Source organism: Cereibacter sp. Soil_C_27, from assembly GCF_057657095.1.
The window spans coordinates 619,416-643,060 of record NZ_JBDGJD010000001.1; the positions used below are offsets into that span (position 1 = coordinate 619,416).

The window sequence follows — 23,645 nt, forward strand, 5'->3', positions numbered from 1 at the left end:
GATGAATCCCATCCTGAAACTTCTGGTCCAGCGCATCGCGCTGGGCCTCGTGCTGCTCTTTGCCGCTTCGGTGCTGATCTTCGTCGGCACGACCATCCTCCCCGGCGATGTGGCGCAGAACATCCTAGGCCAAGGGGCAACCCCGCAGGCGCTCGAGAATCTTCGCGCGCAGCTGGGGCTGAACGATCCCGCCTATGTGCGGTATTTCAACTGGCTCGGCGGCGTGCTGCAGGGCGATCTCGGCACCGCTCTGACCAACGGTCAGGACATCGCCACCAGCATGGGCGGACGGCTCTGGAACACGCTGTTCCTCGCCTTCTGGGCCGCCGTGGTCTCGGTGCCGCTGGCGATCCTTCTGGGCCTCATCGCCGTGCGCTACCGCGACCGCTGGCCCGACAAGGTGATCTCCACCATCACCCTCGCCACCGTCTCGGTGCCCGAGTTCCTCCTGGGCTACATCGCCATCTTCCTCTTGTCGGTCACCTTCCCCATCGCCCCCTCGCTGGCGATGATCAACGACAGCATGTCGCTCGGCGCGAAACTGCAGGCCATCAGCCTGCCGGTCCTCGTCCTCGTGCTGACCGTCCTCGGTCACATGATGCGCATGACCCGCGCCGCGATCCTCAACGTCATGCAATCGGCCTATATCGAGACGGCCGAGCTGAAGGGCCTGCGTCCCTTCACCGTCATCGCCCGCCACGCGCTGCCCAACGCCATCGCGCCGGTGGTCAACGTGGTGATGCTGAACATGGCCTATCTCGTGGTCGGCGTCGTCGTGGTCGAGGTAGTCTTCGTCTATCCCGGCATGGGGCAGTATCTGGTGGACCATGTGGCCAAGCGTGACGTGCCGGTGGTGCAGGCCTGCGGCCTCGTCTTCGCCGCCGTCTACATCAGCATGAACATCCTCGCCGATGTCATCTCCATCCTCACCAACCCGAGATTGAGGCATCCGAAATGAGGGGTATCCCGATCTCCGCCCTCATCGGGCTGGTCTTCACCACCGCCTATTTCCTTGCGGCCATCCTCGCCGACCTGCTCGCCCCCTACGGCATGGCCGAGGTCGTCGGCGGCGTCTGGGAGCCGTCCTCGGCCGAGCATTGGCTGGGCACCGACGGCATCGGCCGCGACCTCCTGAGCCGGATGATCTACGGCGGGCGCACCACCATCCTCGTCGCCACCGCGGCGACGCTGCTCAGCTTCACGCTGGGCTCGGTGCTCGGCTTCCTCGCCGCCGTGCGCGGCGGCTGGGTCGATCAGGTGCTGTCGCGGCTGGTGGACCTGATGATGTCGATCCCCTCGCTGATCTCGGCGCTGGTGGTGCTCTCGGTCATGCCCGTCACCCTGCCGGTGCTGATCCTCGTCATGGGCATCCTCGATGCGACCCGCGTCTTCCGGCTCAGCCGGGCCGTCGCCGTCGATATCGCGGTGATGGATTATGTCGAGGCCGCCCGCCTGCGCGGCGAACGGCAGGGCTGGATCATCGCCCGCGAGATCCTGCCCAACGCGCTCTCGCCGCTGGTGGCCGAGATGGGGCTGCGCTTCATCTTCATGGTGCTGTTCATCTCGACGCTCTCCTTCCTCGGTCTCGGCGTGCAACCCCCGCTGGCCGACTGGGGCGGCATCGTGAAGGAGAACAAGGACGGCATCGTCTACGGCATCCCCGCCGCGCTGATCCCCGCCGTTGCCATCGCAACGCTGGCGATCTCGGTCAATCTCGTTGCCGACTGGGTGCTGAACCGCACCACGAGCCTGAAAGGAGGGCGCGGTGGCTGAACCCCTGCTGACGATCGAAGGCCTGCGCATCGAGGCCACCGCCTATCCGCCCGGTGAGCCGCCGCGCGATGTGGTGCTGGTCGAGGATGTGTCTTTCGCGCTGGAAAAGGGCAAGGTGCTCGGGCTGATCGGTGAATCCGGCGCCGGCAAGTCCACCATCGGCCTCTCCTCCATGGCTTACGGCCGGGGCGGGGTGCGGCTGACCGGCGGCACCATCCGCCTCAACGGGCGCGACATCCGGCTGGCCGGCTCGTCCGATCTGCGCAAGCTGCGCGGGCGCGAGGTCACCTATGTCGCGCAATCCGCCGCTGCCGCCTTCAACCCGGCGCTGCGGCTGATGGATCAGGTGATCGAGACCTCGCTGCGCCACGGCATCCTGTCGAAAGAGGCGGCGGAGAAGCGGGCGATCTCGCTGTTCCGCAAGCTCGGCCTGCCCAATCCAGAAAGCATCGGGCGGCGCTACCCGCATCAGGTCTCGGGCGGCCAGCTGCAACGGGTGATGACGGCCATGGCGCTCTGCCCCAAGCCGGACCTCGTGATCTTCGACGAGCCGACCACCGCGCTCGACGTGACCACCCAGATCGAGGTTCTGGCCGCGATCAAGGAGGCCATCGCCGATACCGGGGTGGCCGCGCTCTACATCACCCATGACCTCGCCGTGGTGGCGCAGGTCGCGGATGCGATCATGGTGCTGCGGGCGGGCAAGAAGGTCGAATACGGCACGACGCAGCAGATCATCGAGACGCCGCGCGAAGACTATACCCGCGCATTGGTCTCGGTCCGCTCCATCGACCACAAGGAAAAGGCCGAGGCCGAGCCGGTGCTGTCGGTGCGCAACGTGACGGCGCGCTATCGCGGCACCAATTTCGACGTCCTGAAGAACATCAACGTCGATCTGCCCGCCGGGCAGACGCTGGCGGTGGTGGGCGAAAGCGGCTCGGGCAAATCCACCCTCGCGCGGGTCATCACCGGGCTCCTGCCCGCCTCGCGCGGCGAGATCACCTTCGCCGGGCGGGTGCTCTCGCCGGAACTGCGGGCGCGCAGCAAGGACGATCTGCGCGAGCTGCAGATGATCTACCAGATGGCCGATACCGCGATGAACCCGCGCCAGACCGTCGGCACGATCATCGGTCGCCCGCTGGAGTTCTACTTCGGCCTCAAGGGCGAAGCCCGGCGCAAGCGGGTGCAGGAGCTGCTCGACCAGATCGAGATGGGCTCGGGCTATATCGACCGCTACCCGGCAGAGCTTTCGGGCGGGCAGAAGCAGCGCGTCTGCATCGCCCGGGCGCTGGCGGCCAAGCCGAAGCTCATCATCTGCGACGAGGTGACTTCGGCCCTCGACCCGCTGGTGGCCGACGGCATCCTGAAGCTGCTGCTGGAGCTTCAGGCGCAGGAGCATGTGGCCTATCTGTTCATCACCCACGATCTTGCGACGGTGCGCGCCATCGCCGACCGGATCGCGGTGATGTATCGCGGCGAGGTGGTGCGCTACGGCACCAAGACCGACGTGCTCTCGCCGCCCTTCGACGATTACACCGACCTGCTGCTGTCCTCGGTGCCCGAGATGAAGCTCGGCTGGCTCGAGAAGGTGATCGAGACCCGCAGCATGGAAGCGGCGGGCAACTGAGGCGGGGCAGGGGTTAAGAAACCCCTAACACGCTTCGGGAAGTTGCGTGAGATCAAGGCCTTGAGGGGATTTTCACCCGTGAAAATCCCCTTTCGCCATGTCGGAGATCGCCGCAACGATCCGCCCGAAACTCTCCCGCGCCCGCCCCACATCATGCCGGGCCCGAAGATAGCCATGCACCAGCCCCGGCTCTTGGATCCAGCGGGCCACCCCGCCCGCCGCCACGATCCGGTCCCGATACTCCCGCCCGTCATCCGACAGGGGATCGCATTCCGCCGTCACGATGAAGGTCGGCGGCAGCCCCGAGAAATCGCTATCCTTCAGCACCTCCGCCGTCGGGTCCGTCACCGGAGGCTCCCCCCCGTGCCGGGTCCGGGCATAGAACAGCACATCCTCCCGGCTCAGCATCGGCGCCTCGGCATGGGTCAGGTAACTCCCCCGATCCGGATCGCCCCCCAGCCCCGGATAGACCAGCACCACCCCCCGCACCGCCCCCGTTCCTCGCAGGGCATGAGCGACCGAAGCCGCCAAACTCCCCCCCGCGCTGTCCCCCACCAGAACCACCGCCCCGAACGCCTCCACGACAGCCCGGGTCGCCGCCCAGGCATCCTCGAACGCCGCCGGATGCCGATCCTCCGGCGCCAGCCGATAATCCACACTCACCACCCGCAACCCCGCCCGCCCGCAAATCTCGGCACAGACATCGTCATGGCTGTGCAATCCCCCCACCACGAACCCACCGCCATGCAGATATACCGCCACGCCCGCCACCGCGGGCCCCTCATAGAGCCGGCAAGGCACGCCGCCGAAGGGGCGGTCGGTGCTGGTCACGCCTGGCGGGGGAGCGCGGTGAAATGCCGCACACATTTCGTCATAGACCGCCCGCTGTTCGGAAATGCTGCGGCTGGCGGTGTCGGCGGGATAGAAACTCTCGGTTTTGCGGATAAAGGCCCAGGTCTCGGCATCGCAGAGGCGGGAATAATCGGGTGCGGACATCTTCTGGCTTTCGGTTCGGCTTTGGGGGTGCATCGTCATGATGCGAATCGGCGCAGGGCCGAGGCTTTGCGCGGTGGCGGGGACAATTTTAAACTTAATCCAACACCAACTCTGGGATAAAACACGTTTGTGGCGAGTTTTTGGGGGTAGGTTGAGACATGCAGTTGTTCCGCGAGGCCGAGCAGGAGAATGCCCAGACGGTGGGGCTGGGGGTCAGGGTGCTTCTTCTGGCGCCGGAGGCGGCGCAGGGTGGTCTCACGGCACGGATCGCGGCGCTGGGCGGCAGGGTGGAGGCGGAGCATGAGCTTTACGCCGGGCTGTCGATGCTCCTGGACGATCCGGGGGGCTACGGGCTCTTCGTGATGGCCTGCGACGGCTATGGCGGGATCAGCGGTGGCTACCGGGCCTTCTCGCGGTTGAGCGCGGTGACCCAGCGGATCCCGGTGATCCTGATCAGCAGCGATTGCCGGCAGCAGACGTTTCCAGCCGATCGTGGCGCACCGGTCCTGCTGCGCTCGCCGCTTTCGGCGGTCTCGCTGCGGATCGGGCTGGAATATGCGCTGCGCGACCGGCTGGTCTGGCTGGCCTGACAGGGGCCGGAATGGCAAACGGGGCGGATCGTCGGATCCGCCCCGCTGCAAATTCGGTTCGGGCCGGTGGGCCCTTGAGCTCAGGCGAGCGCCAGGTTGGTCGCCGATTCGCGGCCGTCACGACCAGCTTCGATGTCGAAGGTCACGGCCTGACCGTCGGCCAGCGAACGGATGCCAGCGCGCTCGAGAGCGGTGATGTGAACGAACACGTCCTTCTTGCCGCCTTCAGGGGCGATGAAGCCGAAACCCTTGGTGGCGTTGAACCATTTCACGGTGCCTTTAGCCATCGTGATGTCTCCTCTACTTTGCCGCCCGCGGAACTGCGGCGGCCTGGCTCAGTCAGGGCAAGATCGATAGACTGTTGCCTTGGAAGGGAGACAGTGGTCGATAGAGATAACGTCGCCAGCTTTTTATGCCCTCGGCGCAGTGTAAAAGCAAGATAATTTCATCAGGGACCCGCCGGATTGACAAGGCGGTGCCGCATGACGCGGCGAAATCCGTTGCGGCTTTCTGCCAAATCCGCGGCTCCGATTCAACGGATGATAATCAAAAAATGCGCAACTCCCTGTGCCTCCGGATGTGTGGCTGCAACAGTCTCTCGTTTCGAGAAGATTGGCTTTCACCCCCCCCCCCTCGCCCGGGGGCTGGTTCCCTGCGTCGCATTGGCACGTCTTCGGCGCCCCGCTAGGCTGGGGGCGAATGACCGGAGAGGGACGATGACCTGGGGAACGCTGATGAGCCGCGCGGGCGGCATGTGCGAGTTTTGCGGCGGGACGGACGAGCTTCTGCCCTGCGATGTGCCGGGGGCGGGGGAGATTCTGCTGTGCGAGACCTGTCAGGGCGAGCCGCCGGCGGAGCACTGGCACTGCCTCGAGGCGGCGGCGCGCTCGGACCTGCCCGAGGTGCAGGTAGCGGTCTGGCGCAAGCTGGGCGAACTGGGCGGCGACTGGGCGACCGGGCTGCGCAGTCGGATGGCGCTGTCGAGCGAAGCGGCGGCGGTCGTGGCATCGCCGGCGGCCTCCTAGCGGAAGCGCGCGCCGGTTGGACCGGCGCGCGACGTCAGGGTGGGGTCAGATCCGGCCCATGAGGATCAGGATCAGCAGGATCACCACGACGAGCCCGAGCCCGCCCGAGGGACCGTAGCCCCAGTTTCTGGAGTGACCCCAGGTCGGCAGAACACCGATCAGGATCAGGATCAGGATGATGATAAGAATGGTCGAAATGGTCATGGCGGTCCCTTCCAGTGGCCGGTTGCTCCGGCTTGTGGATGGGAAACGTCGCGGAGCCCGGGCGGTTCCCTCGGGGGCGTGACGCGGGGGAAGGCAGGCGGTGGGGATGGGCTCACCGGGGCGCGTGCTTCACCAGTCGGGCGGCGGCGGTGGGGTGGAACCCCACCCTACGGGGCATGTGATTCCCTCTTACGGCAGGCGGCGGGGGGTGAGGGCCTTGAAGCGGTCGCCGGTGCGGGCGTTGAGGTCGGACATGCTGTCGAGGCTGCGCTGGGTGCGGGCGGTGTTGGCGATGAAGGGGGTCACCTTCTCCTCCACCTGCTGCACCGCTCCATCGTCGATGCGCAGTTCGTCCTTCGGCTCCGCCGGGATCGGACCCGCGCCGCCCAAGGCTTCGACCTGCTTGCGGTGCTGACACATCAGATAGTCCAGCGTGATGTCGTCGGTCGTGCGCAGGGCCTTGCCCTTGCTGGGCAGGCAGGCGGTCTCTGCCGCGAGCGGCAGGGGCAACAGGATCAGGGCGAGAATCAGCCGGAGAGGAGCGTGCATGAGGGCCTTCCTCCCGCCGCAAGCGGGGCGGGCTGCAGCCCGGATCAGCCCGGGCCGCTGGTCCATAGATCGGCGCCGGCGGCGAAAATGCAATGCGGCGGAAGTAAACTTCTCGCTGCCCGCAATGAAGGATGCCGCCCCGGGAGGGCGGCATCCTGTGGCTCCAGAGCGGCCTGTCAGCGGGTGAACTTCTTGTATTTTACCCGGGTCGGCTCAATCGAATCGGGGCCGAGGCGGCGCACCTTGTCTTCCTCGTAGGCTTCGAAGTTGCCCTCGAACCATTCCACATGCGCATCGCCCTCGAAGGCGAGGATATGGGTGCAGAGACGGTCGAGGAAGAAGCGGTCGTGGCTGATGATGATCGCCGAGCCGGCGAAGTCGTCGAGCGCCGATTCGAGCGCCTGCAGCGTTTCCACGTCGAGGTCGTTGGTCGGTTCGTCGAGCAGCAGCACGTTGCCGCCGGAGCGCAGGAGTTTGGCCATGTGGACGCGGTTGCGCTCACCGCCCGACAGCAGGCCGACCTTCTTCTGCTGGTCCGGGCCCTTGAAGTTGAAGGCGCCGCAATAGGCGCGGGAGTTCATCTCGGCATCGCCCAGATGGATCACCTCCAGCCCCTCGGAGATCTCTTCCCAGACGGTCTTGGCCGGGTCGAGCGCGTCGCGAGACTGGTCGACGTAGGAGAGCTTCACCGTATCGCCCAGCACGATCGTGCCTTCATCGGGCTTTTCCTGCCCGGTGATCATCTTGAACAGCGTCGACTTGCCCGCACCGTTCGGCCCGATCACCCCGACGATGCCGCCCGGCGGGATGGTGAAGCTGAGATCCTCGATCAGGAGCTTGTCGCCCATGTGCTTCTTGAGGCCCGTGACCTCGATCACCTTGCCGCCCAGACGCTCGCCGTTCGGAATGATGATCTGCGCGGTGGAGATACGCTCGCGCTCGGACTGGCCGGCCAGCTCGTTGTATTTGTTGATCCGGGCCTTCTGCTTGGCCTGACGCGCCTTGGCGCCGGAGCGGATCCACTCCAGTTCGCGCTGCAGCACCTTCTGCTTGGCCTTGTCCTCGCGGGCTTCCTGCAGCAGGCGCTTGGCCTTCTGTTCCAGCCAGGAGGAATAGTTGCCCTCGTAGGGGATCGAGCGCCCGCGCTCGAGCTCAAGAATCCAGCCGGTGATGTCGTCGAGGAAGTAGCGGTCGTGGGTGACGATCAGGATGGTGCCGGTATAGGCGATCAGGTGCTGCTGCAGCCAGGCGATCGACTCGGCGTCGAGGTGGTTGGTCGGTTCGTCGAGCAGGAGCATGTCGGGCGCTTCGAGCAGCAGCTTGCAGAGCGCCACGCGGCGGCGCTCGCCGCCCGAGAGGCTTTCGACATCGGCATCGTCGGGCGGGCAGCGCAGAGCTTCCATCGCCACGTCGACCTGGCTGTCGAGATCCCAGAGGTTCTGCGCGTCGATAGTGTCCTGCAAGGTCGCCATCTCGTCGGCGGTCTCGTCGGAGTAGTTCATCGCGAGCTCGTTGTAGCGCTCGAGGATGGCGCGCTTGGCGGCGACGCCCTCCATCACGTTGCCGCGCACGTCGAGCGCCGGATCGAGCTCGGGCTCCTGGGCGAGATAGCCGACGCGGGCGCCCTTGGCAGCCCAGGCCTCGCCTTTGAAGTCCTTGTCCATGCCTGCCATGATCTTGAGCAGGGTGGATTTCCCCGAGCCGTTGACCCCGACGACGCCGATCTTCACGCCGGGCAGGAAGTTGAGATGGACGTTCTCGAAGCACTTCTTGCCGCCGGGGTAGGTCTTGGAGACATCTTCCATGTGATAGATGTATTGATACGAGGCCATGCGAGACTCCCTGAGCGCGGTTTGGCGGGTGTTGTAGCGATAACGCTGGACAAGGGCAACGTGGGGGTGGTTTCTCGACCCGGGCTTTCGGATGGGCTTGGGGGAAAGACAGGGTGCAGGGCTGGCCGGTGGCACGGGCGGGGATGGTTGTGGGCCTTCTGGGCGGGTCCTTCGACCCGGCGCATGAGGGCCACGCGCATATCACCCGCGAGGCGCTGAAGCGCTTCGGGCTCGACCGGGTCTGGTGGCTGGTTTCGCCGGGCAATCCGCTGAAGCCCGAGGGGCCGGCGCCTCTGGCGGCGCGGATGGCGGAGGCACGCGCGGTGATGCGCCATCCGCGGGTGGTGATTTCGGATCTCGAGGCGCGGATGGGCACCCGGCTGACGGCGGATACGCTGCAGGGGCTGCAGGCGCGTTATCCGGGGGTTCGCTTCGTCTGGCTGATGGGCGCCGACAATCTGGCGCAGTTCCACCGCTGGGACCGCTGGCGGCAGATCATGGCCGAGGTGCCGGTCGGCGTGCTGGCGCGGCCGGGGCAGGGGGTGCGGGGCCGGATGAGCCGGGCGGCGCAGGTGTTCGACGCGGCACGGGTGCCCGAGGGCGCGGCGCAGTCCCTGGGACGGCGGGCGGCGCCGGCCTGGTGCTTCGTCGATATGCCGATGGTGGATCTCTCGTCGACGGCGATCCGGGCCAGGGGGGGCTGGTCGCGGGGGTGAGGCCAAAATCTTCTGCGAAGATTTTGGGGTGGCCCCCGGGTCGGGCGTCGTGAGGGAGGAGGGCGCGGCAGGTCGGGAGGCCAAATCTTCGCAGAAGATTTGCAGGCCTCGGCCGGGGCGGGCCTTCCTGCGCGCCGGATCGCCCGTGACGGTTGTCAGGCCGGGGCGCGAGACTGTAGGCTTGGGCGCGAAAACCGGCGGGAGGGACGGGATGAGGGTCAGGCGGCGCGACATGCTCGGGATGCTGCTCGGCGGGGCGGCGCTGCCCGTGCTGCCGGTCTGGGCCGAGGCGCCGGCGACCTCGCCGCGCCCGGTGCGGCGCGGAGGCCAGTCCGGCCGGCCCGTGCCGGAGGCCGCGGCGCTGATCGAGGAGGCGCGGCTCGGCGGCGCGGTCGGCTTCGTGGTGGCCGATGCGCGGACCGGCGAGGTGCTGGAGCAGCGCGAGGGCGGGCTGCGCCAGCCTCCGGCAAGCGTCGCCAAGGCGATTACCGCGCTTTATGCGTTGGACCGGCTCGGCCCGGATTACCGCTTCGCCACGAGGGTGCTGGCCACCGGGCCGGTGCAGGGCGGCATCGTGCAGGGCGATCTGGTGCTGGCAGGCACCGGCGATCCGACGCTTTCGACCGACACGCTGGGCGATCTCGCGGCGCAGCTGAAGGCGGCGGGGGTGCGCGGGGTGACCGGGCGGTATCTCGCCTATGCCGGGGCACTGCCCGTGGTGACGGCGATCGATCCCGAGCAGCCGGATCACGTCGGCTACAACCCGGCGATCTCGGGGTTGAACCTGAACTACAACCGCGTGCATTTCGAATGGCGCCGCGCCGCCTCGGGCTATGAGGTGACGATGGATGCGCGGGCCGAGCGTTTCGTGCCCAAGGTGGCGATGGCGCGGATGGAGGTGGTGGCGCGCGACCTGCCGCTCTACACCTATGTCGCGGCGCAGGGGTCGGACAACTGGACGGTGGCGAGCACGGCGCTCGGCAAGGGCGGCAGCCGCTGGTTGCCGGTGCGCCATCCGGCCGCCTATGCCGCCGAGGTGTTCCAGACGCTGGCCAAGGCGCAGGGCATCGCCCTGCCCACGGCACAGGTGGTGCGGGCCTTGCCTGCCGACGGCGATGTGCTGGCCGAGGGTCTGGGCGAGCCGCTGCGCGAGGTTCTGCGCGACATGCTGCGCTATTCCACCAACCTGACGGCGGAGGTGGTCGGGCTGACGGCCTCCGGCGCCGGGTCGCTGGAGGACTCCGGCCGCGCGATGAGCCTCTGGGCGTCGGAGCGCTTCGGCATCGCGGCGGAGTTTCACGATCATTCGGGGCTTGGCGGGCGGTCGCGGATTTCGGCGGCGGACATGGTGGCGGCGCTGGTGAAGGCGCAGCACACGGCCTCGGGGGCGGGGCTGCGCGGCATTCTGCGCGAGGTCGGGCTGCGCGATGCCAGGGGGCGCGAGCGGCGCGAGGGGCCGGTGACGGTGCAGGCCAAGACCGGGACGCTGAACTTCGTCTCGGCGCTGGCGGGGCATGCGCGGGGGCCTGCGGGGCGCGAGTTGGTCTTCGCGATCTTCTGTGCCGATCCCGAGCGGCGCGACAGGCTGGCGCTGGACCAGCGCGAGCAGCCGCCGGGCGGGCCGGACTGGGCGCGGCGGGCGCGCATCCTGCAGAGCCGACTGATCGAGCGCTGGACGGCGGTCCACGCCTGAGCGGCTCGGGGGCATTTTAGGCAGATCGTCGGCGGCGAAACGTCACTCCTTAGGGATTGGCTGCGAGGCTTTGCGGCATCTGTCGTGCGGACGGGGCGCCCCCCCTCTGCCGCGACGCGCCCATAAAGGATTTTGCGCCATGGCTTCGACGGACGACCTCGACCAGCGTCTCGACTTCATCAAGGTGAGCCGGGCCGATCTGGCCGCCATGGCCGCGCATCGCGAGCTGATCGCGGCTGCGGTCGACCGTGGGCTGACCGCCTTCTACGAGAGGTTGCAGCAGACGCCCGAGGTGGCGCGGTTCTTTCCCGATGGGGCGCGGATAGGGACTGCGAGGGCGCTGCAGGTCAAACATTGGGGACGCATCGCCGCGGGCGCGATGGACGAGGCCTATGTCGAGGAGGTGAGCCGCGTCGGTCAGGTGCATGCCCGGATCGGGCTGGAGCCGCGCTGGTATCTCGGGGGCTATGCGCTGATCCTCGACGAGGTGATGAAAGCGATGTTCCCGGCGCTGGCGCCGTCAGGGCTGTTCGGCGGGCGCGGTGCGCAGAAGGCGGCGGAGCTGGTGGGGACCGTGGCGAAGCTCGCGCTGATGGACATGGATTACGGCGTTTCCACCTATTTCGACGCGCTGATGGCCGAGAAGGCGCGGCTGGAGGAGGAGCGGCAGGAGGTGGCGGCGGAACAGGCGCGCTCGCTGGGCGAGGCCTTCTCGGCGATGGAGGAGATCACCGCGGCGATCCGGCAGAACGCCGACAACGCCACCCAGACCGAGGAACGTGCGGGGCGGGCGGCGCAGACGGCGCAGCATGGCGCCGAGGCGGTGCAGCAGGCGGTGGAGGCGATGCGCACCATCGCCGAACAGGTGCAGGTGGTGCAGGAGATTGCCCGGCAGACCGATCTTCTGGCGCTGAACGCGGCGATCGAGGCGGCCCGGGCGGGCGAGCATGGCAACGGCTTTGCCGTGGTCGCGGCGGAGGTGCGCAAGCTCGCGGAACGATCTGCGCGCACGGCGGGCGAGATCGGCGCCCTGTCGGAGCGGACGCTGGCGATCTCGGAAGAGGCCGACGCGCGGCTGCGTTCGCTGGTGCCCGACATCCGCCGCACGTCCGAGTTGGTGGCCGAGATCTCGGCGGCCTGCCGCGAGCAGACCATCGGCGTGGAGCAGATCAACGGCGCGATCCAGCGGCTCGATCAGGTGGGCCAGACCCTCGCCGGGGCCGAGCCGCCGCCGGCGCGGCGGGGCGGGAGGCGCATCTCGCGCGCCGCCTGAGCCGGGGTCAGACCCGCAGGTGGCGCGCCCGGGCGCCGCGCTCGATGGCGGCGGCATGCAGACGGTCGATCTGCAGCTCGTGGCGGATTTCCTCCAGGAGCCGCAGCTCGGCCTGGCCCAGCGTGCCATCGGCGGCGGCGACATCGCAGGCGATGGCATAGGCCGTTTCGAACAACCGCTCCTCCAGCGCGTCGCGGATCAGCCCGAAGAGCGCGTCCAGACCCTCGTCCTCCTCGAAGAGGTCGAAGACGATCTGCGCCACCGGGCCGATCCGGTCGCTGTCGTAGCTGTCGAAGATCGGCAGATGCCCGACGATGCGCTGGATCGCCATCAGATCGGAGGTGCGGACCTGTTCGTCGGAGGCGGAGACGGCGATCATGATCGCCACCAGCGCGTCCTGCGGGGTCAGGGAGGGCGGGGTCTGGGGCACGGATCGTCCTTTGCGCGGGGCGGTTCGGCCCGCAGAATATTGACGCGCGCCCCCCCCGGCAATAGGAGACGGGGGTTGCGGAGGCATGGGGCCTTCGTTCGACGATGAGGAATGCGCCGATGTCGGCCCTGCGTGATGCTGCGATGAATTCGAAAGCCTGGCCCTTCGAAGAGGCCCGCCGCATCCTCAAACGCTACGACGGCAAGATGCCCGAGAAGGGCTATGTGCTGTTCGAGACCGGCTATGGCCCCTCGGGTCTGCCGCATATCGGCACCTTCGGCGAGGTGGCGCGGACGACGATGATCCGCCGCGCCTTCCAGGAGATATCGGATATCCCGACGCGGCTGATCTGCTTTTCGGACGACATGGACGGGATGCGCAAGATCCCGGAAAACGTGCCGCAACCCGAGATGCTGCGCGAGCATCTGCAGCGCCCGCTGACCGTGGTGCCGGACCCGTTCGGCGAGTTCGAGAGCTTCGGGCATCACAACAACGCCATGCTGCGGCGCTTCCTCGACACCTTCGGGTTTGAGTACGAATTCTACTCGGCCACCGATTTCTACAAGTCGGGCCGGTTCGACGAGACGCTGCTGCGCGCCTGCGAGCGCTATGACGCGCTGATGGAGGTCATGCTCGCCTCCCTGCGCGACGAGCGGCAGCAGACCTATTCGATCTTCCTGCCGATCTCGCCGATCTCGGGCCGGGTGCTCTACGTGCCGCTGAAGGAGGTCAATGCCAAGGATGGCACGATCACCTTCGCCGACGAGGACGGGCGGGATTGCACGCTGCCGGTGACGGGCGGCAATGTGAAGCTGCAGTGGAAGCCCGATTTCGGCGCGCGCTGGGCGGCGCTGGATGTCGATTTCGAGATGTATGGCAAGGACCACTCGACCAATACGCCGATCTACGATTCGATCTGCGAGATTCTCGGCGGCAAGAAACCCGAGCATTTCACCTACGAGCTGTTCCTCGACGATAATGGCGAGAAGATCTCGAAGTCGAAGGGCAACGGGCTGACCATCGACGACTGGCTGAAATACGCCTCGACCGAGAGCCTGTCCTATTTCATGTATCAGAAGCCGAAGACGGCGAAGCGGATGCATTTCGACGTGATCCCGCGCGCGGTCGACGAATATCACCAGCAGCTGCGCGCCTATCCGACGCAGGATGCGGCGGCGCAGGTGAACAACCCTGTCTGGCACATCCATGGCGGCAATCCGCCCGAGTCGAAGATGGTGGTGCCCTTCGCGATGCTGCTCAATCTCGCCTCGGTGGCCTCGGCCAAGGACAAGGAGGGGCTCTGGGGCTTCATCCGGCGCTATGCGCCCGAGGCCTCGCCCGCGACCCATCCCGACCTCGACGCGGCGGCGGGCTTTGCCCTGCGCTACTTCCAGGATTTCGTGGCGCCGAAGCGGGTGTTCCGCCTGCCCAGCGACGCCGAGCGGACGGCGATGCAGGATCTGCGTGGCAGGCTGGCGGTCTGGGAAGGCGGGCTCGATGCCGATGCGCTGCAGACCATGGTCTTCGCGGTCGGCAAGGAGCACGGTTTCGAGCCGCTGCGCGACTGGTTCAAGGCGCTCTACGAGGTGCTGCTGGGCGCCTCGGAAGGGCCGCGCTTCGGTGGCTTCGTGGCGCTCTACGGCGTCGAGGAGACGATCGCGCTGATCGACCGGGCATTGGCGGGCGAACTCGCCGCCTGAGCCCGGCTTGACGCGGGGTCGTCCCGGTCTACCCTTCGCTGACGGGGACGTTTTGCGGAAGGTCGGATCATGCGACTGAGGATATGCGGAACTTGTGCTGCGGCCCTGATGGCCGTGGCGATGTCTTTCACCGGGCCGGGGCTGGCGCAGGAGGCGCGCAACCCGGGAATAGAGGCGACCATCCGGAACCAGTTCGACGCCTTTCTGGCCGAAGATGCCGCCCGCGCCTTCACCTTCGCCTCGCCCTCGATCAAGCAGATGTTCGGTTCTGCCGACCGGTTCGGCATGATGGTGCAGAACGCCTATCCGATGGTCTGGCAGCCCTCCGACGTGAAGATGCTGGAGCTGCGCGAGGTGGCCGGGGCGCTGTGGCAGCGGGTCATGGTACGCGACGCGGCGGGCGAGATCCACATGCTCGACTACCAGATGATCGAGACCGCCGAGGGCTGGCAGATCAACGCGGTGCAGCTTCTGCCGCAGATGGGCGTCGGCGCCTGAGCTTCGGCGCCGGGGGAGCCGCCCTCGGGGCCATCGAGGCCCCTCGGGCGGCATTGCCATGGCAGGCGGCGCCTGGGGCGCAGGGAACCGGGCCGGGGCGCGCGGGTTGGTCCGCGGGGGCGCATGCCCCGTCATTTCACGGGAGAGACGCGATGAAACGCAAGGGATCGGCCATCTGGCAAGGCGACCTGAAGACCGGCAAGGGCCGGGTGAGCACGCAGTCCGGCGTGCTGAGCGAGGCGCAATACGGCTTCAACACTCGCTTCGAGGACGGCCCCGGCACCAACCCCGAAGAGCTGATCGGCGCGGCCCACGCCGGCTGCTTCTCGATGGCGCTGTCGAACGTGCTGGGCGAGCAGGGGCTGACCGCCGACAAGATCGAGACCACCGCCACCGTCTCGCTGGACAAGGCCGAGGGCGGCTTTGCCATCACCGCGGTGCATCTCGATGTGACGGCGACCATTCCCGGCACGGATGACGCGACCTTCCAGAAGGCCGCGGAGAACGCCAAGGCAAATTGCCCGGTATCGAAGCTTCTGACCGCCGAGATCAGCATGACGGCGACGCTGGCCTGAGGCCTGCGCGACCGATCGCCGCCGGAGCGCGAGCCGATGCCTCGGCTGCCTCCGGCGGGGATATTTTAACAGGGAAGAAACACCTGTGGCGCGCGCCCCGTTCAGGCGGCGTCAGGTGTTTTCGGCAACTCTCGGGCCTCACGCCGGATTTCGGCGACAAGGCGAGGGTTTGCGATGAATATGGCGATCACTGACGGGCTGGTGCTGATGCCGCCGCCGTTTTCGGCGGGGCTGTCGCTCTGGTCGCGCGAGGACGGGGTGCCGGGCTCGGGCAGCTATGCCAGCCAGCCAAATGCGGCCTATGTGGCGGCGGATGCCGATTTCGGCGGCTGTCTGGAACTGCAGAAGATCTCGGCCACGCAGAAGCTGCGCTGCTTCCAGCAGATCCCCCTGGAACCGGGGCTCTACCTGCGGATCACTGCGCGGGTGAAGGCTGTGGCGGGCAGCCTGCCTTCGGTGCGGATCGCGGGCTGGGCCGGGCGGTCGAACGGGACCAACGTGCCCGGCGTGGTGCAGGTCGGGCCTTCGGTGACGCTGGCGAGTTACGGCGATGTGGTGACGGTGACGGCCATCGTCGGCTCGGGCAACCGGCAGGGTGTCGACATGGTCTGGGGCACCTCGGCGGTCTACGGGCATTTCGGGCTGGACCTGACCGGGCCGACCGGGGGGATCGTGCGGGTCGACGACATCGTCATCGAGGACGTGACCGAAGTCTTCCACCGCAAGATGATGGATTGGGTCGATGTGCGCGACTATGGCGCCGTGGGCAACGGGGTGACGGATGACACGGCGGCCTTTGCTGCGGCGGATGCGGCGGCGGCGGGGCGGGAAGTGCTGGTTTCGGCGGGGAGCTATTATATCGCCGGGCATCTGACTCTGAACGCGCGGGTGCTGTTTCAGGGCACGCTGACCATGCCCGCGGGCTCGCGGCTGGCCTGCACGCGGAACTTCGATCTCGATACCTATGCGGCGGCCTTCGGCAGCGAGCTTCTGGGCTTCATTAAGGCGCTGCAGGTGCTGTTCTATTTCTCGGATCATGTGGCGCTTGATCTGAGCGGGCGGCGGGTCGATCTGACGGCGCCGATCAACGTGGCTTCCGTGGCCGGGATGATCAGCTTTGCCACGCGGCGGGTGCTGACCAACGGGCAGCTGAACGCCGTGGCGGGCAGCGGCTGGGCGACAGAGACGGTCACCTCGACGGCCACCTATTCCACCAGCGCGCCGACGCGGCTGACGGGCGTCAGCAACGTGGCCAATGTGCCGGTGGGGGCGCGGGTCAGCGGCACCGGGGTGGGGCGCGAGGTCCACGTGCTGTCGAAGAACGTGGGCGCGGGCACGGTGGAGCTGAGCCTGCCGCTCTGGGCGGCGGCGGGGACGCGGACGCTGACCTTCACCCGCAACAGGTACATGCTGGATTTCAGCGGCTTCTCCTCGCTGTCGAAGTTCGAGATCACCGATGTCGAGCTGCAGTGCAATGGCGAGGCGAGCGGCATCCTGCTGCCGGTGGCGGGCAGCACCTTCCGGCTGGCCGACTGTGTGATCAACCGACCGAAGGACCGCGGCATCACCTCGATCGGCTCGGGCTGTCAGGGGATGCTGATCGACCAGTGCCAGTTCCTGTCGAACGAGCAGTCGGCGCGGGCGCAAGACCGCACGACCGTCGGGCTGAACGTGAACAGCAACGACATCAAGATCCGCGACAGCCGCGTGGTGCGGTTTGCGCATTTCGCGGTGCTGAATGGCACGGGGCACATGCTGATCGGCAACCACATCTTCCAGGGCGACGACGAAACGGCGGGGCTGCGGCGGGCCGGGGTGATCTTTACCCAGACCAATGCCAAATCGCTGGTGACGGGCAATTACATCGACAACTGCTTCATCGAATGGTCGAACGAGCACGATTCGGCCCCGGGCTATGCCGATGAGTATTCCTTCGGCGGGCTGACGGTCAGCGACAACATCTTCACCTCGACCGATGTCGCGCCCTCGTTCCGCTGGTTCGTGGTGACGCCGCGCGGGGCAGGGCATTTCCTCAACGGGTTGAGCATGACCGGCAACGCCTTCCGCGCGGTGAACGGCAACATCGACCGGATCGAGAAGATCGACACTTCGACCGCGACACTCGATTTCACCCGCTTCCGCAATGTGGTGATCGAGAGCAACACCTATAACGGCGTCGATCAGATCACCGCGAGCCCGGTGATGGTGGAGCATGTGCAGAACACCGCCGCCGATACATGGGTGGTGGATGCGGGGGCCTATCTGCCCTTCGGGGCCCGGGCGCGCAATGTGGCCGGACTGGTGGCCGAAGGGGCGATCACCACGGGCGCCGGGGCGGCGCAATATGCGATGCCCTACGTGCAGGTGGAGCAGGGCTCGGGCGGCAAGCAGGTGAACCTGCGCTGGCCGCAGGACGTGAAGGGGCGCGTGCACGTCACGCTGCGCTGCGACAACCCGGTCTGAGCCGGGTTCAGACGCGGCGCAGATCCTCGGCCGAGAGCCGGAAGGCCCGCCCGAAGCCGCCGTTCAGCAGGCCCGAGACCGGGATCAGCCGGGCAAAGGCGAAATCGGCGAAGTCGACGTAGAGCTTGGCCTTGGGATGCTCGACCAGCCAATGATCGCGCAAACGGTTGTGATCGTCCGACGACCGTTCCACCAGCTGCGCCTCCGCCCGGATCATCAGGCGGGGGGTGTGCCAAAGGGTCGCCCCTGGGGCCGGGGTCGCCCACCATGACCGAGGCGGCGGGATTCGCCTTCAGCGCCGCCATATGCGGTGCCAGCCCCGAGATCAGGGTGAGCGGAACGCCCTGCGGATCAAGGCCGAAGGCGATCATGCTGATGCCCGGGCCGCCCTGATCGGGGTCGATCACCGCCAGCGAGGCATGGCGGGCCTTCGACATCAGGGTCTGCGCCAGCGTGCGCGCATCTGCATCGGCGGGTCCGACCGGGTCCGGGCGGTTCTGCATGGGCCCTCATGGGGATTGACAAGGTGGAACGACGGGCGCTGTGCTGCCTGAGTTCAGCGGTACAGGCGCACTATGCCGGAGACAAGACTTTCCCTTTCGCAGAGCTTTGTCGAAAAGTTCAAGCGGACCTTCATCCACCCCTACGCCGACACCTATCTGCCCAAGATCGTCACCGTGCTGCGCGAAGGCTACGGCAGTGCCGAGCTGCGCGCCGATGCGCTGGCGGGGCTGACGGTGGCCATCGTGGCCCTGCCACTGTCGATGGCCATCGCCATCGCCTCGGGGGTGGGGCCGGAGCGGGGGCTCTTCACGGCGATCGTCGGGGGCTTCCTCGTCTCGGCGCTGGGTGGCAGCCGGCACCAGATCGGCGGGCCTGCCGGGGCCTTCATCGTGCTGGTCTCGGTCTGCGTGATGCAGATCGGCATCGCGGGGCTGATCCTCGCCACCTTCCTGTCGGGCTTCCTCTTGATCGCCATGGGGACGCTGAAGCTCGGCAGCTACATCCGTTTCATTCCCTATCCGGTGACAGTGGGCTTCACCGCCGGGATCGCGGTGATCATCTTCGCCAGCCAGCTGCGCGACCTCTTCGGGCTGAGCCCGGGGGCCGAGCCGGGCGAGCTTGTCGGCAAGCTTCAGGCGCTCTGGGCGGCGCGGGCCACGGCGAGCCCGGCCGCGATGGCGGTGGCGCTGGGGACGGTGACGGTGATCCTTGCGCTGCGGCGGTTCCTGCCGCGCTGGCCGGGGATGCTGGTGGCGGTGGTGCTGGCCGCTCTGGTCGCGGCGCTGGCCGGGTTGCCGGTGGAGACCATCGGCAGCACCTTCGGCGCCTTGCCCCGGGTGCTGCCCGCCCCGGCGCTGCCCGCGCTGAGCCTTGGCGCAATCGCCGAGGCCATGCCCTTCGCCGTCAGCTTCACGCTGCTCGGCGCCATCGAGTCGCTGCTCTCCGCCGTCGTGGCCGACGGGATGACCGGGCGGCAGCACCGCTCCAACGCCGAGCTGATCGCGCAGGGTTGGGCCAACGTGGGATCGGCGCTCTTCGGCGGGTTCTGTGTCACCGGCACCATCGCGCGCACCGCGACCAATGTGCGCGCGGGCTCGCACGGGCCGGTCTCGGGGATGCTGCATGCGCTGTTCCTTCTGGCCTTCATGCTGATCGCCGCCCCGCTGGCCGCCTATATCCCGCTCGCCGCACTGGCGGGGGTGCTGGCGGTGGTGGCGTGGAACATGTTCGAGAAGGAGGAATTCTGGTCGCTCCTGCGCGCCTCATGGGGCGATGCGCTGGTGGTGGTGGTCACCTTCCTGCTGGTGGTGTTCCGTGACCTGACCGAGGGCATCGTGGTGGGCTTCGCTCTGGGCGGGCTCGTCTTCATCAGCCGGATGTCCGGCGCGGCGGAGGTGCGCGGCGATGCCTCGCCCGAGGTCGAGACCGCGCAGTCGCGCGACCGGGTGGTCTATCAGCTGCACGGGCCGTTCTTCTTCGGGGCGGCGGCGCGGCTCGGCACGGTGCTGGCGCGGCTCGCCGACCATCCGCGCGCCTTCGTGCTGGATTTCACCCATGTGCCCTTCATCGACAGCTCCGGCGCGCGCTCCTTCGAGCTTCTGGCGCGCAAGACGGCGCGGCAGGGAACGGCCTTCTACATCACCGGCGCCAATGTCGAGGTGCGCCGCGCGTTGATCGTGCAGGGGCTGAGGGAGCCGAAGGTGCATTACCTGCCCGACATGCAGAGCGTCGACGAAGCTCTGGCTCAGGCGAAGGGATCTTCCGGATAGCCCACGCCGGTCAGGTAGAGCCCTTCCGGCGGGCAGACCGGGCCGCAGCGCGCCCGGTCGCAGGCCGCGAGCGCCTCGGCCACCGCTTCGGGCGCCCAGGCCCCGGCGCCGACGCGTTCCAGCGTGCCGACGATGGAGCGGACCTGATTGTGCAGGAAGCTGCGGGCGCGCAGGGTGAAGCGGTATTCAATACCGTTGGGCACCTCGACCTGCGTGATCGACAGCTCGTCCAGCGTCTTCACCGGCGAGGCGGCCTGACAGCCCGCCGCGCGGAAGGTGGTGAAGTCGTGTTTTCCCAGCAGATGCGCCGCCCCGGCCTGCATCGCCGCCAGATCCAGCGGATGCGGCACGCGCCAGACCTTGCCGCGGTCATGCACCGCCGGGGCGCGGCGGCTGAGCAGGCGGAAGAGATAGCGCCGCTCGCGGGCCGAGAAGCGGGCGTGGAAATCGTCCGCCACCCGGGCCACCGCCACCACGGCCACCGGCTGCGGCCGCAGATGGGCGTTGAGCGCGCCCGAAAGCTTGAACGTGTCCCAGTCCTTCGCCAGATCGCAATGCGCCACCTGTCCCGTGGCATGCACCCCGGTATCGGTGCGCCCCGCGGCGGCGATGGCATGGACGCCCGGCTCCAGCCGCGCCAGCGCCGCCTCGATCGCGCCCTGCACCGAAGGCAGGCTCGCCTGCCGCTGCCAGCCGGCAAAGGGGCCCCCGTCGTACTCGATCTTCAGCGCATATCTCGGCATGGGCCGCGCTTAGCATCGCCGCCGCGCCAAGCCAAGCTGCGTCCTGTTGGCACGGCGACCCCGCGCGCCTACATAGACGCAGAAGAGCCGCTATCCTGACGCGGACGCAATGAAGGGGCAGCGCTTGGTTTTCCGAACCCTTACCGACGGCGTGACGCGCGGCATCGAAGGCGCGCTCGGCGCCGTGTCCGAGACGCTGTTCGAGCCGGTGGTGCGGCTGGGCGTCACCGGCCTGTCGCGGGCGGGCAAGACCGTGTTCATCACCGGGCTGGTCGCCAACCTGCTCGACCGGGGCCGCATGCCGCAGCTGCGCGCGCAGGCCGAGGGGCGGATCGAGGCGGTCTTCCTGCAGCCCCAGCCCGACGACACCCTGCCGCGCTTCGATTTCGAGGCGCATCTGGCGGCGCTGACCGGCGACGATCCGCGCTGGCCCGCCTCCACCCGCTCGATCTCGGAGCTGCGGCTGTCGTTCCGGGTCAGGCCCTCGGGCATGCTCTCGGGGCTGACCGGGCCGCGCACCGTGCATCTCGACATCATCGACTACCCCGGCGAGTGGCTTCTGGACCTCTCGTTGATGACCAAGACCTATGCGCAATGGTCCGACGACACGCTGACCCGGCTGGCGAACCGTCCGCAGGCCCGGCCCTTCATGGCAATGTCCCGGGCCGAGGATGGTTCGCTGAAGCTGGAGGAGGCGCGGGCGCAGGCGCTGGCCGCGAGCTTCACCGATTATCTGAACGCGGCGCGCAAGGCCGGGTGGTCCGATTGCACGCCGGGCCGCTTCATACTGCCGGGCGATCTGGCGGGGTCGCCGGTGCTGACCTTCGCGCCGCTGCCGGCGCCGTCGCAGGCGCCCCGGGGCAGCCTCTACCGCGAGATGGACCGCCGCTTCGAGGCCTACAAGAGCCACGTCGTGCAGCCCTTCTTCCGCGAGCATTTCAGCCGGATCGACCGGCAGGTGGTGCTGGTGGATGCGCTGGGGGCGATCCATGCCGGGCCGCAGGCTCTGGAGGATCTGCGCCGCACCATGGCCGAGATCCTGCAGGCCTTCCGTCCCGGGCGGAACACCTTCCTCAGCCAGCTGCTGCTCGGTCACCGGGTCGAGCGCATCCTCTTCGCCGCGACGATGGCCGACCACCTGCACCACACCCAGCACCCCAAGCTGACCGCGATCATGCAATCCATGCTGCGCGAGGCGCGCGACCGCGCCGCCTTCGCCGGGGCGCTGACCGCCGCCATGTCGCTGTCCTCCTTGCGCGCCACGGTCGAGGAGACGGTGACGCGCCACGGCGAGACGGTGGAGGCGGTGCGCGGGCGGCTGATGGAGAGCGGGCGGCAGGCGGCGATGTATCCGGGCGAGCTGCCCGACGATCCGGCGCGGCTGCTCTCGCCGGCGCGGGAGGGGGCGGAGCGCTGGCTCGACGCCGAATTCGCACTGATGCGCTTCGGGCCGGCGCGGATCGCGCTGAAACCCGGCGAGGGGCCGCCGCATATCCGGTTGGACCGCGCCGCCGAATTCCTGATCGGAGACCGGCTGTGACCGATATTCCGCCGCCAAAGAAGCCGCTGCTGATGGATTGGGACGAGGCCGGGGACGAGGCTTGGGCCGACCCCGCCGAGGCGCCGCCCGTCCCCGATCTCGACCTGCCGCAGGGGCAGGCGATGCTGGCCGCCAGCCGCATCGCCACCGTGCGCGGCTCGCGCTTCGGGCGCTTCGCCACATGGGTCTTCGTCACCACCTTCACCTTCGTGCTGTCGGTGGCGGCGTGGGAGTTCGTGACCGACCTCATCAACCGCAACACGGTGATCGGCAGCGTGGCGCTGGTGCTGGTCGGTGCCGCCATCCTGACGGCGCTGACGCTTGCGCTGCGCGAATGGATGTCCTTCCTGCGGCTGGCGAAACTCGACCACCTTCGCCGCGACGCCGCCCTTGCCCGCAGCGGCGAGGACCTGAAGCTGGCGCGTTCCGTGACCCACAGCCTCGAGCGGCTCTATGCGGCGCGCCCCGACCTGCGCTGGGGCCGCGCCCGGCTGGAGGAGCGGCGGGCCGAGGTCTTCGACGTGGACGGGCTGCTGGGGCTGGCCGAGAACGAGCTTCTTGTTCCGCTCGACCAGATGGCGCGGCGCGAGATCGAAGCGGCGGCGCGGCAGGTGGCGACGGTGACGGCGCTGGTGCCGCTGGCGCTCGCGGATGTGGCGACGGCGCTTTTCGCCAATCTGCGCATGGTGCGGCGGATCGCCGAGATCTACGGCGGGCGCTCGGGCAGCTTCGGCAGCTTCCGCCTGCTGCGCCGGGTGTTCTCCTATCTCGTCGCCACCGGCGCCGTCGCCATCACCGACGACCTGATCCATTCGGTCGCCGGCGGCGGCGTGCTGTCGAAGGTCTCGCGCCGCTTCGGCGAGGGCGTGGTGAACGGCGCGCTCACCGCCCGGGTCGGCGTCGCTGCGATGGAGCTCTGCCGCCCGCTGCCCTTCCACACCGCGCCGAAGCCCAAGGTGACCAACCTCATCAGCCGCGCGCTCACCGGCCTCTTCGACCGCTGAGCGCCACTGGACCGGCCCCTGCGGCTTGGCTATAAGGCCCGCATGATGCACCTTTGCGCGATCATCGCCCGAATTACCGGCCCGGCGCTCTGACATTCTCAGGCGCCGGGACCGCTGCCATGCCATGGCGCGAGAGCCCAC

General features: G+C 68.1%; 22 protein-coding genes and 1 pseudogene. 15 read left to right on the top strand and 8 right to left on the bottom strand.

The features are described from left to right. Nucleotide 1: 1 nt before the first annotated feature. The 3 genes from AC3A5Z_RS03105 to AC3A5Z_RS03115 are packed head-to-tail and all read left to right on the top strand — an operon-like array spanning nt 2 to nt 3,400. Complete coding sequence (locus tag AC3A5Z_RS03105; protein WP_107663143.1) at nt 2-958, top strand: ABC transporter permease; 957 nt, start codon at nt 2-4, stop codon at nt 956-958. After that, nucleotides 955-1,773, top strand: a complete 819-nt coding sequence (locus AC3A5Z_RS03110; RefSeq protein WP_444668214.1) for an ABC transporter permease — start codon at nt 955-957, stop codon at nt 1,771-1,773. The genes AC3A5Z_RS03105 and AC3A5Z_RS03110 overlap by 4 nt, the downstream gene beginning before the upstream one ends. Beyond that, a complete protein-coding gene (locus AC3A5Z_RS03115) occupies nt 1,766-3,400 on the top strand; it encodes an ABC transporter ATP-binding protein (RefSeq protein ID WP_487517933.1) in 1,635 nt (544 codons plus the stop codon). Before AC3A5Z_RS03110 ends, AC3A5Z_RS03115 begins: the two co-directional genes overlap by 8 nt. Before the next feature lie 72 nt (nt 3,401-3,472). On the opposite strand, the gene AC3A5Z_RS03120 is transcribed toward AC3A5Z_RS03115, so the two are convergent. Next, nucleotides 3,473-4,396: an alpha/beta hydrolase gene (locus tag AC3A5Z_RS03120; protein ID WP_487517934.1), complete on the bottom strand. Its 924-nt coding sequence runs from the start codon at nt 4,394-4,396 to the stop codon at nt 3,473-3,475. Nucleotides 4,397-4,554: 158 nt separating this feature from the next. On the opposite strand from AC3A5Z_RS03120, the gene AC3A5Z_RS03125 reads away from it, so the two are divergent. Further along, nucleotides 4,555-4,986 (top strand): hypothetical protein, encoded by a 432-nt coding sequence (locus tag AC3A5Z_RS03125; protein WP_487517935.1) that lies wholly within the window; start codon nt 4,555-4,557, stop codon nt 4,984-4,986. 80 nt (nt 4,987-5,066) lie between these two features. On the opposite strand, the gene AC3A5Z_RS03130 is transcribed toward AC3A5Z_RS03125, so the two are convergent. After that, a complete protein-coding gene (locus tag AC3A5Z_RS03130) occupies nt 5,067-5,273 on the bottom strand; it encodes a cold-shock protein (RefSeq protein WP_008028299.1) in 207 nt (68 codons plus the stop codon). A gap of 429 nt (nt 5,274-5,702) precedes the next feature. Between AC3A5Z_RS03130 and AC3A5Z_RS03135 the strand changes: the two genes are divergently transcribed. Continuing rightward, nucleotides 5,703-6,011, top strand: a complete 309-nt coding sequence (locus AC3A5Z_RS03135; protein ID WP_487517936.1) for a hypothetical protein — start codon at nt 5,703-5,705, stop codon at nt 6,009-6,011. A 45-nt stretch (nt 6,012-6,056) separates the two neighbouring features. On the opposite strand, the gene AC3A5Z_RS03140 is transcribed toward AC3A5Z_RS03135, so the two are convergent. From AC3A5Z_RS03140 to ettA, 3 genes are all read right to left on the bottom strand, one after another. After that, nucleotides 6,057-6,215, bottom strand: coding sequence for a DUF3309 family protein (locus AC3A5Z_RS03140; RefSeq protein ID WP_487517937.1), 159 nt, complete (start codon nt 6,213-6,215; stop codon nt 6,057-6,059). 189 nt (nt 6,216-6,404) lie between these two features. Next, the gene (locus AC3A5Z_RS03145) at nt 6,405-6,764 is read right to left on the bottom strand and encodes a hypothetical protein (protein WP_487517938.1); all 360 of its coding nucleotides are present in this window, start codon (nt 6,762-6,764) and stop codon (nt 6,405-6,407) included. Nucleotides 6,765-6,940: 176 nt separating this feature from the next. After that, nucleotides 6,941-8,596, bottom strand: a complete 1,656-nt coding sequence (gene ettA, locus AC3A5Z_RS03150) for an energy-dependent translational throttle protein EttA (RefSeq protein WP_487517939.1) — start codon at nt 8,594-8,596, stop codon at nt 6,941-6,943. 113 nt (nt 8,597-8,709) lie between these two features. Between ettA and AC3A5Z_RS03155 the strand changes: the two genes are divergently transcribed. From AC3A5Z_RS03155 to AC3A5Z_RS03165, 3 genes are all read left to right on the top strand, one after another. Next, entirely contained in the window at nt 8,710-9,312 is a 603-nt protein-coding gene (locus AC3A5Z_RS03155) for a nicotinate-nucleotide adenylyltransferase (protein WP_487517940.1), read from the top strand. Between the two features lie 211 nt (nt 9,313-9,523). Beyond that, nucleotides 9,524-11,005: a D-alanyl-D-alanine carboxypeptidase/D-alanyl-D-alanine endopeptidase gene (dacB, locus tag AC3A5Z_RS03160; RefSeq protein ID WP_487517941.1), complete on the top strand. Its 1,482-nt coding sequence runs from the start codon at nt 9,524-9,526 to the stop codon at nt 11,003-11,005. A 139-nt stretch (nt 11,006-11,144) separates the two neighbouring features. Then, complete coding sequence (locus tag AC3A5Z_RS03165) at nt 11,145-12,278, top strand: protoglobin domain-containing protein (protein ID WP_487517942.1); 1,134 nt, start codon at nt 11,145-11,147, stop codon at nt 12,276-12,278. Nucleotides 12,279-12,285: 7 nt separating this feature from the next. Here the strand turns inward: AC3A5Z_RS03165 and AC3A5Z_RS03170 are convergent, their stop codons facing one another. Further along, the gene (locus tag AC3A5Z_RS03170; RefSeq protein WP_487517943.1) at nt 12,286-12,708 is read right to left on the bottom strand and encodes a tellurite resistance TerB family protein; all 423 of its coding nucleotides are present in this window, start codon (nt 12,706-12,708) and stop codon (nt 12,286-12,288) included. Between the two features lie 119 nt (nt 12,709-12,827). Between AC3A5Z_RS03170 and AC3A5Z_RS03175 the strand changes: the two genes are divergently transcribed. The 4 genes from AC3A5Z_RS03175 to AC3A5Z_RS03190 all read left to right on the top strand — a co-directional run bounded on the left by AC3A5Z_RS03175 (nt 12,828) and on the right by AC3A5Z_RS03190 (nt 17,944). Beyond that, entirely contained in the window at nt 12,828-14,408 is a 1,581-nt protein-coding gene (locus tag AC3A5Z_RS03175) for a lysine--tRNA ligase (RefSeq protein ID WP_487517944.1), read from the top strand. A gap of 108 nt (nt 14,409-14,516) precedes the next feature. Further along, nucleotides 14,517-14,906, top strand: a complete 390-nt coding sequence (locus AC3A5Z_RS03180) for a DUF4864 domain-containing protein (protein ID WP_487517945.1) — start codon at nt 14,517-14,519, stop codon at nt 14,904-14,906. A 152-nt stretch (nt 14,907-15,058) separates the two neighbouring features. Further along, on the top strand, nt 15,059-15,481 hold the full coding sequence (locus AC3A5Z_RS03185) for an OsmC family protein (protein ID WP_487517946.1): 423 nt from the start codon (nt 15,059-15,061) through the stop codon (nt 15,479-15,481). A gap of 174 nt (nt 15,482-15,655) precedes the next feature. Beyond that, nucleotides 15,656-17,944 (top strand): glycosyl hydrolase family 28-related protein, encoded by a 2,289-nt coding sequence (locus tag AC3A5Z_RS03190; protein ID WP_487517947.1) that lies wholly within the window; start codon nt 15,656-15,658, stop codon nt 17,942-17,944. Between the two features lie 7 nt (nt 17,945-17,951). On the opposite strand, the pseudogene AC3A5Z_RS03195 reads toward AC3A5Z_RS03190, so the two are convergent. Next, nucleotides 17,952-18,447 (bottom strand): annotated as a pseudogene (locus tag AC3A5Z_RS03195) (HugZ family pyridoxamine 5'-phosphate oxidase). Nucleotides 18,448-18,519: 72 nt separating this feature from the next. On the opposite strand from AC3A5Z_RS03195, the gene AC3A5Z_RS03200 reads away from it, so the two are divergent. Beyond that, the gene (locus tag AC3A5Z_RS03200) at nt 18,520-20,217 is read left to right on the top strand and encodes a SulP family inorganic anion transporter (RefSeq protein WP_487517948.1); all 1,698 of its coding nucleotides are present in this window, start codon (nt 18,520-18,522) and stop codon (nt 20,215-20,217) included. Here AC3A5Z_RS03200 and truA read toward each other — a convergent pair. Then, nucleotides 20,193-20,960 (bottom strand): tRNA pseudouridine(38-40) synthase TruA, encoded by a 768-nt coding sequence (gene truA, locus AC3A5Z_RS03205; protein WP_487517949.1) that lies wholly within the window; start codon nt 20,958-20,960, stop codon nt 20,193-20,195. The two genes, AC3A5Z_RS03200 and truA, sit on opposite strands and share 25 nt — an antisense overlap. A 124-nt stretch (nt 20,961-21,084) precedes the next feature. Here truA and AC3A5Z_RS03210 point away from each other — a divergent pair, with 124 nt between their 5' ends. Both AC3A5Z_RS03210 and AC3A5Z_RS03215 read left to right on the top strand, forming a co-directional pair. Beyond that, a complete protein-coding gene (locus AC3A5Z_RS03210) occupies nt 21,085-22,500 on the top strand; it encodes a YcjX family GTP-binding protein (RefSeq protein WP_487517950.1) in 1,416 nt (471 codons plus the stop codon). A gap of 32 nt (nt 22,501-22,532) precedes the next feature. Beyond that, entirely contained in the window at nt 22,533-23,504 is a 972-nt protein-coding gene (locus AC3A5Z_RS03215) for a YcjF family protein (protein WP_487518622.1), read from the top strand. Nucleotides 23,505-23,645: the final 141 nt, after the last annotated feature.

Excerpts from the sequence above, each read along its gene's own strand:
- AC3A5Z_RS03105 (WP_107663143.1), top strand. The coding sequence starts at position 2 with ATGAATCCCATCCTGAAACTTCTGGTCCAGCGCATCGCGCTGGGCCTC.
- AC3A5Z_RS03110 (WP_444668214.1), top strand. The coding sequence starts at position 955 with ATGAGGGGTATCCCGATCTCCGCCCTCATCGGGCTGGTCTTCACCACC.
- AC3A5Z_RS03120 (WP_487517934.1), bottom strand. The coding sequence starts at position 4,396 with ATGTCCGCACCCGATTATTCCCGCCTCTGCGATGCCGAGACCTGGGCC.
- AC3A5Z_RS03125 (WP_487517935.1), top strand. The coding sequence starts at position 4,555 with ATGCAGTTGTTCCGCGAGGCCGAGCAGGAGAATGCCCAGACGGTGGGG.
- AC3A5Z_RS03130 (WP_008028299.1), bottom strand. The coding sequence starts at position 5,273 with ATGGCTAAAGGCACCGTGAAATGGTTCAACGCCACCAAGGGTTTCGGC.
- AC3A5Z_RS03135 (WP_487517936.1), top strand. The coding sequence starts at position 5,703 with ATGACCTGGGGAACGCTGATGAGCCGCGCGGGCGGCATGTGCGAGTTT.
- AC3A5Z_RS03140 (WP_487517937.1), bottom strand. The coding sequence starts at position 6,215 with ATGACCATTTCGACCATTCTTATCATCATCCTGATCCTGATCCTGATC.
- AC3A5Z_RS03145 (WP_487517938.1), bottom strand. The coding sequence starts at position 6,764 with ATGCACGCTCCTCTCCGGCTGATTCTCGCCCTGATCCTGTTGCCCCTG.
- ettA (WP_487517939.1), bottom strand. The coding sequence starts at position 8,596 with ATGGCCTCGTATCAATACATCTATCACATGGAAGATGTCTCCAAGACC.
- dacB (WP_487517941.1), top strand. The coding sequence starts at position 9,524 with ATGAGGGTCAGGCGGCGCGACATGCTCGGGATGCTGCTCGGCGGGGCG.
- AC3A5Z_RS03165 (WP_487517942.1), top strand. The coding sequence starts at position 11,145 with ATGGCTTCGACGGACGACCTCGACCAGCGTCTCGACTTCATCAAGGTG.
- AC3A5Z_RS03175 (WP_487517944.1), top strand. The coding sequence starts at position 12,828 with ATGTCGGCCCTGCGTGATGCTGCGATGAATTCGAAAGCCTGGCCCTTC.
- AC3A5Z_RS03180 (WP_487517945.1), top strand. The coding sequence starts at position 14,517 with ATGGCCGTGGCGATGTCTTTCACCGGGCCGGGGCTGGCGCAGGAGGCG.
- AC3A5Z_RS03185 (WP_487517946.1), top strand. The coding sequence starts at position 15,059 with ATGAAACGCAAGGGATCGGCCATCTGGCAAGGCGACCTGAAGACCGGC.
- AC3A5Z_RS03190 (WP_487517947.1), top strand. The coding sequence starts at position 15,656 with ATGAATATGGCGATCACTGACGGGCTGGTGCTGATGCCGCCGCCGTTT.
- AC3A5Z_RS03200 (WP_487517948.1), top strand. The coding sequence starts at position 18,520 with ATGCCGGAGACAAGACTTTCCCTTTCGCAGAGCTTTGTCGAAAAGTTC.
- truA (WP_487517949.1), bottom strand. The coding sequence starts at position 20,960 with ATGCCGAGATATGCGCTGAAGATCGAGTACGACGGGGGCCCCTTTGCC.
- AC3A5Z_RS03215 (WP_487518622.1), top strand. The coding sequence starts at position 22,533 with ATGGATTGGGACGAGGCCGGGGACGAGGCTTGGGCCGACCCCGCCGAG.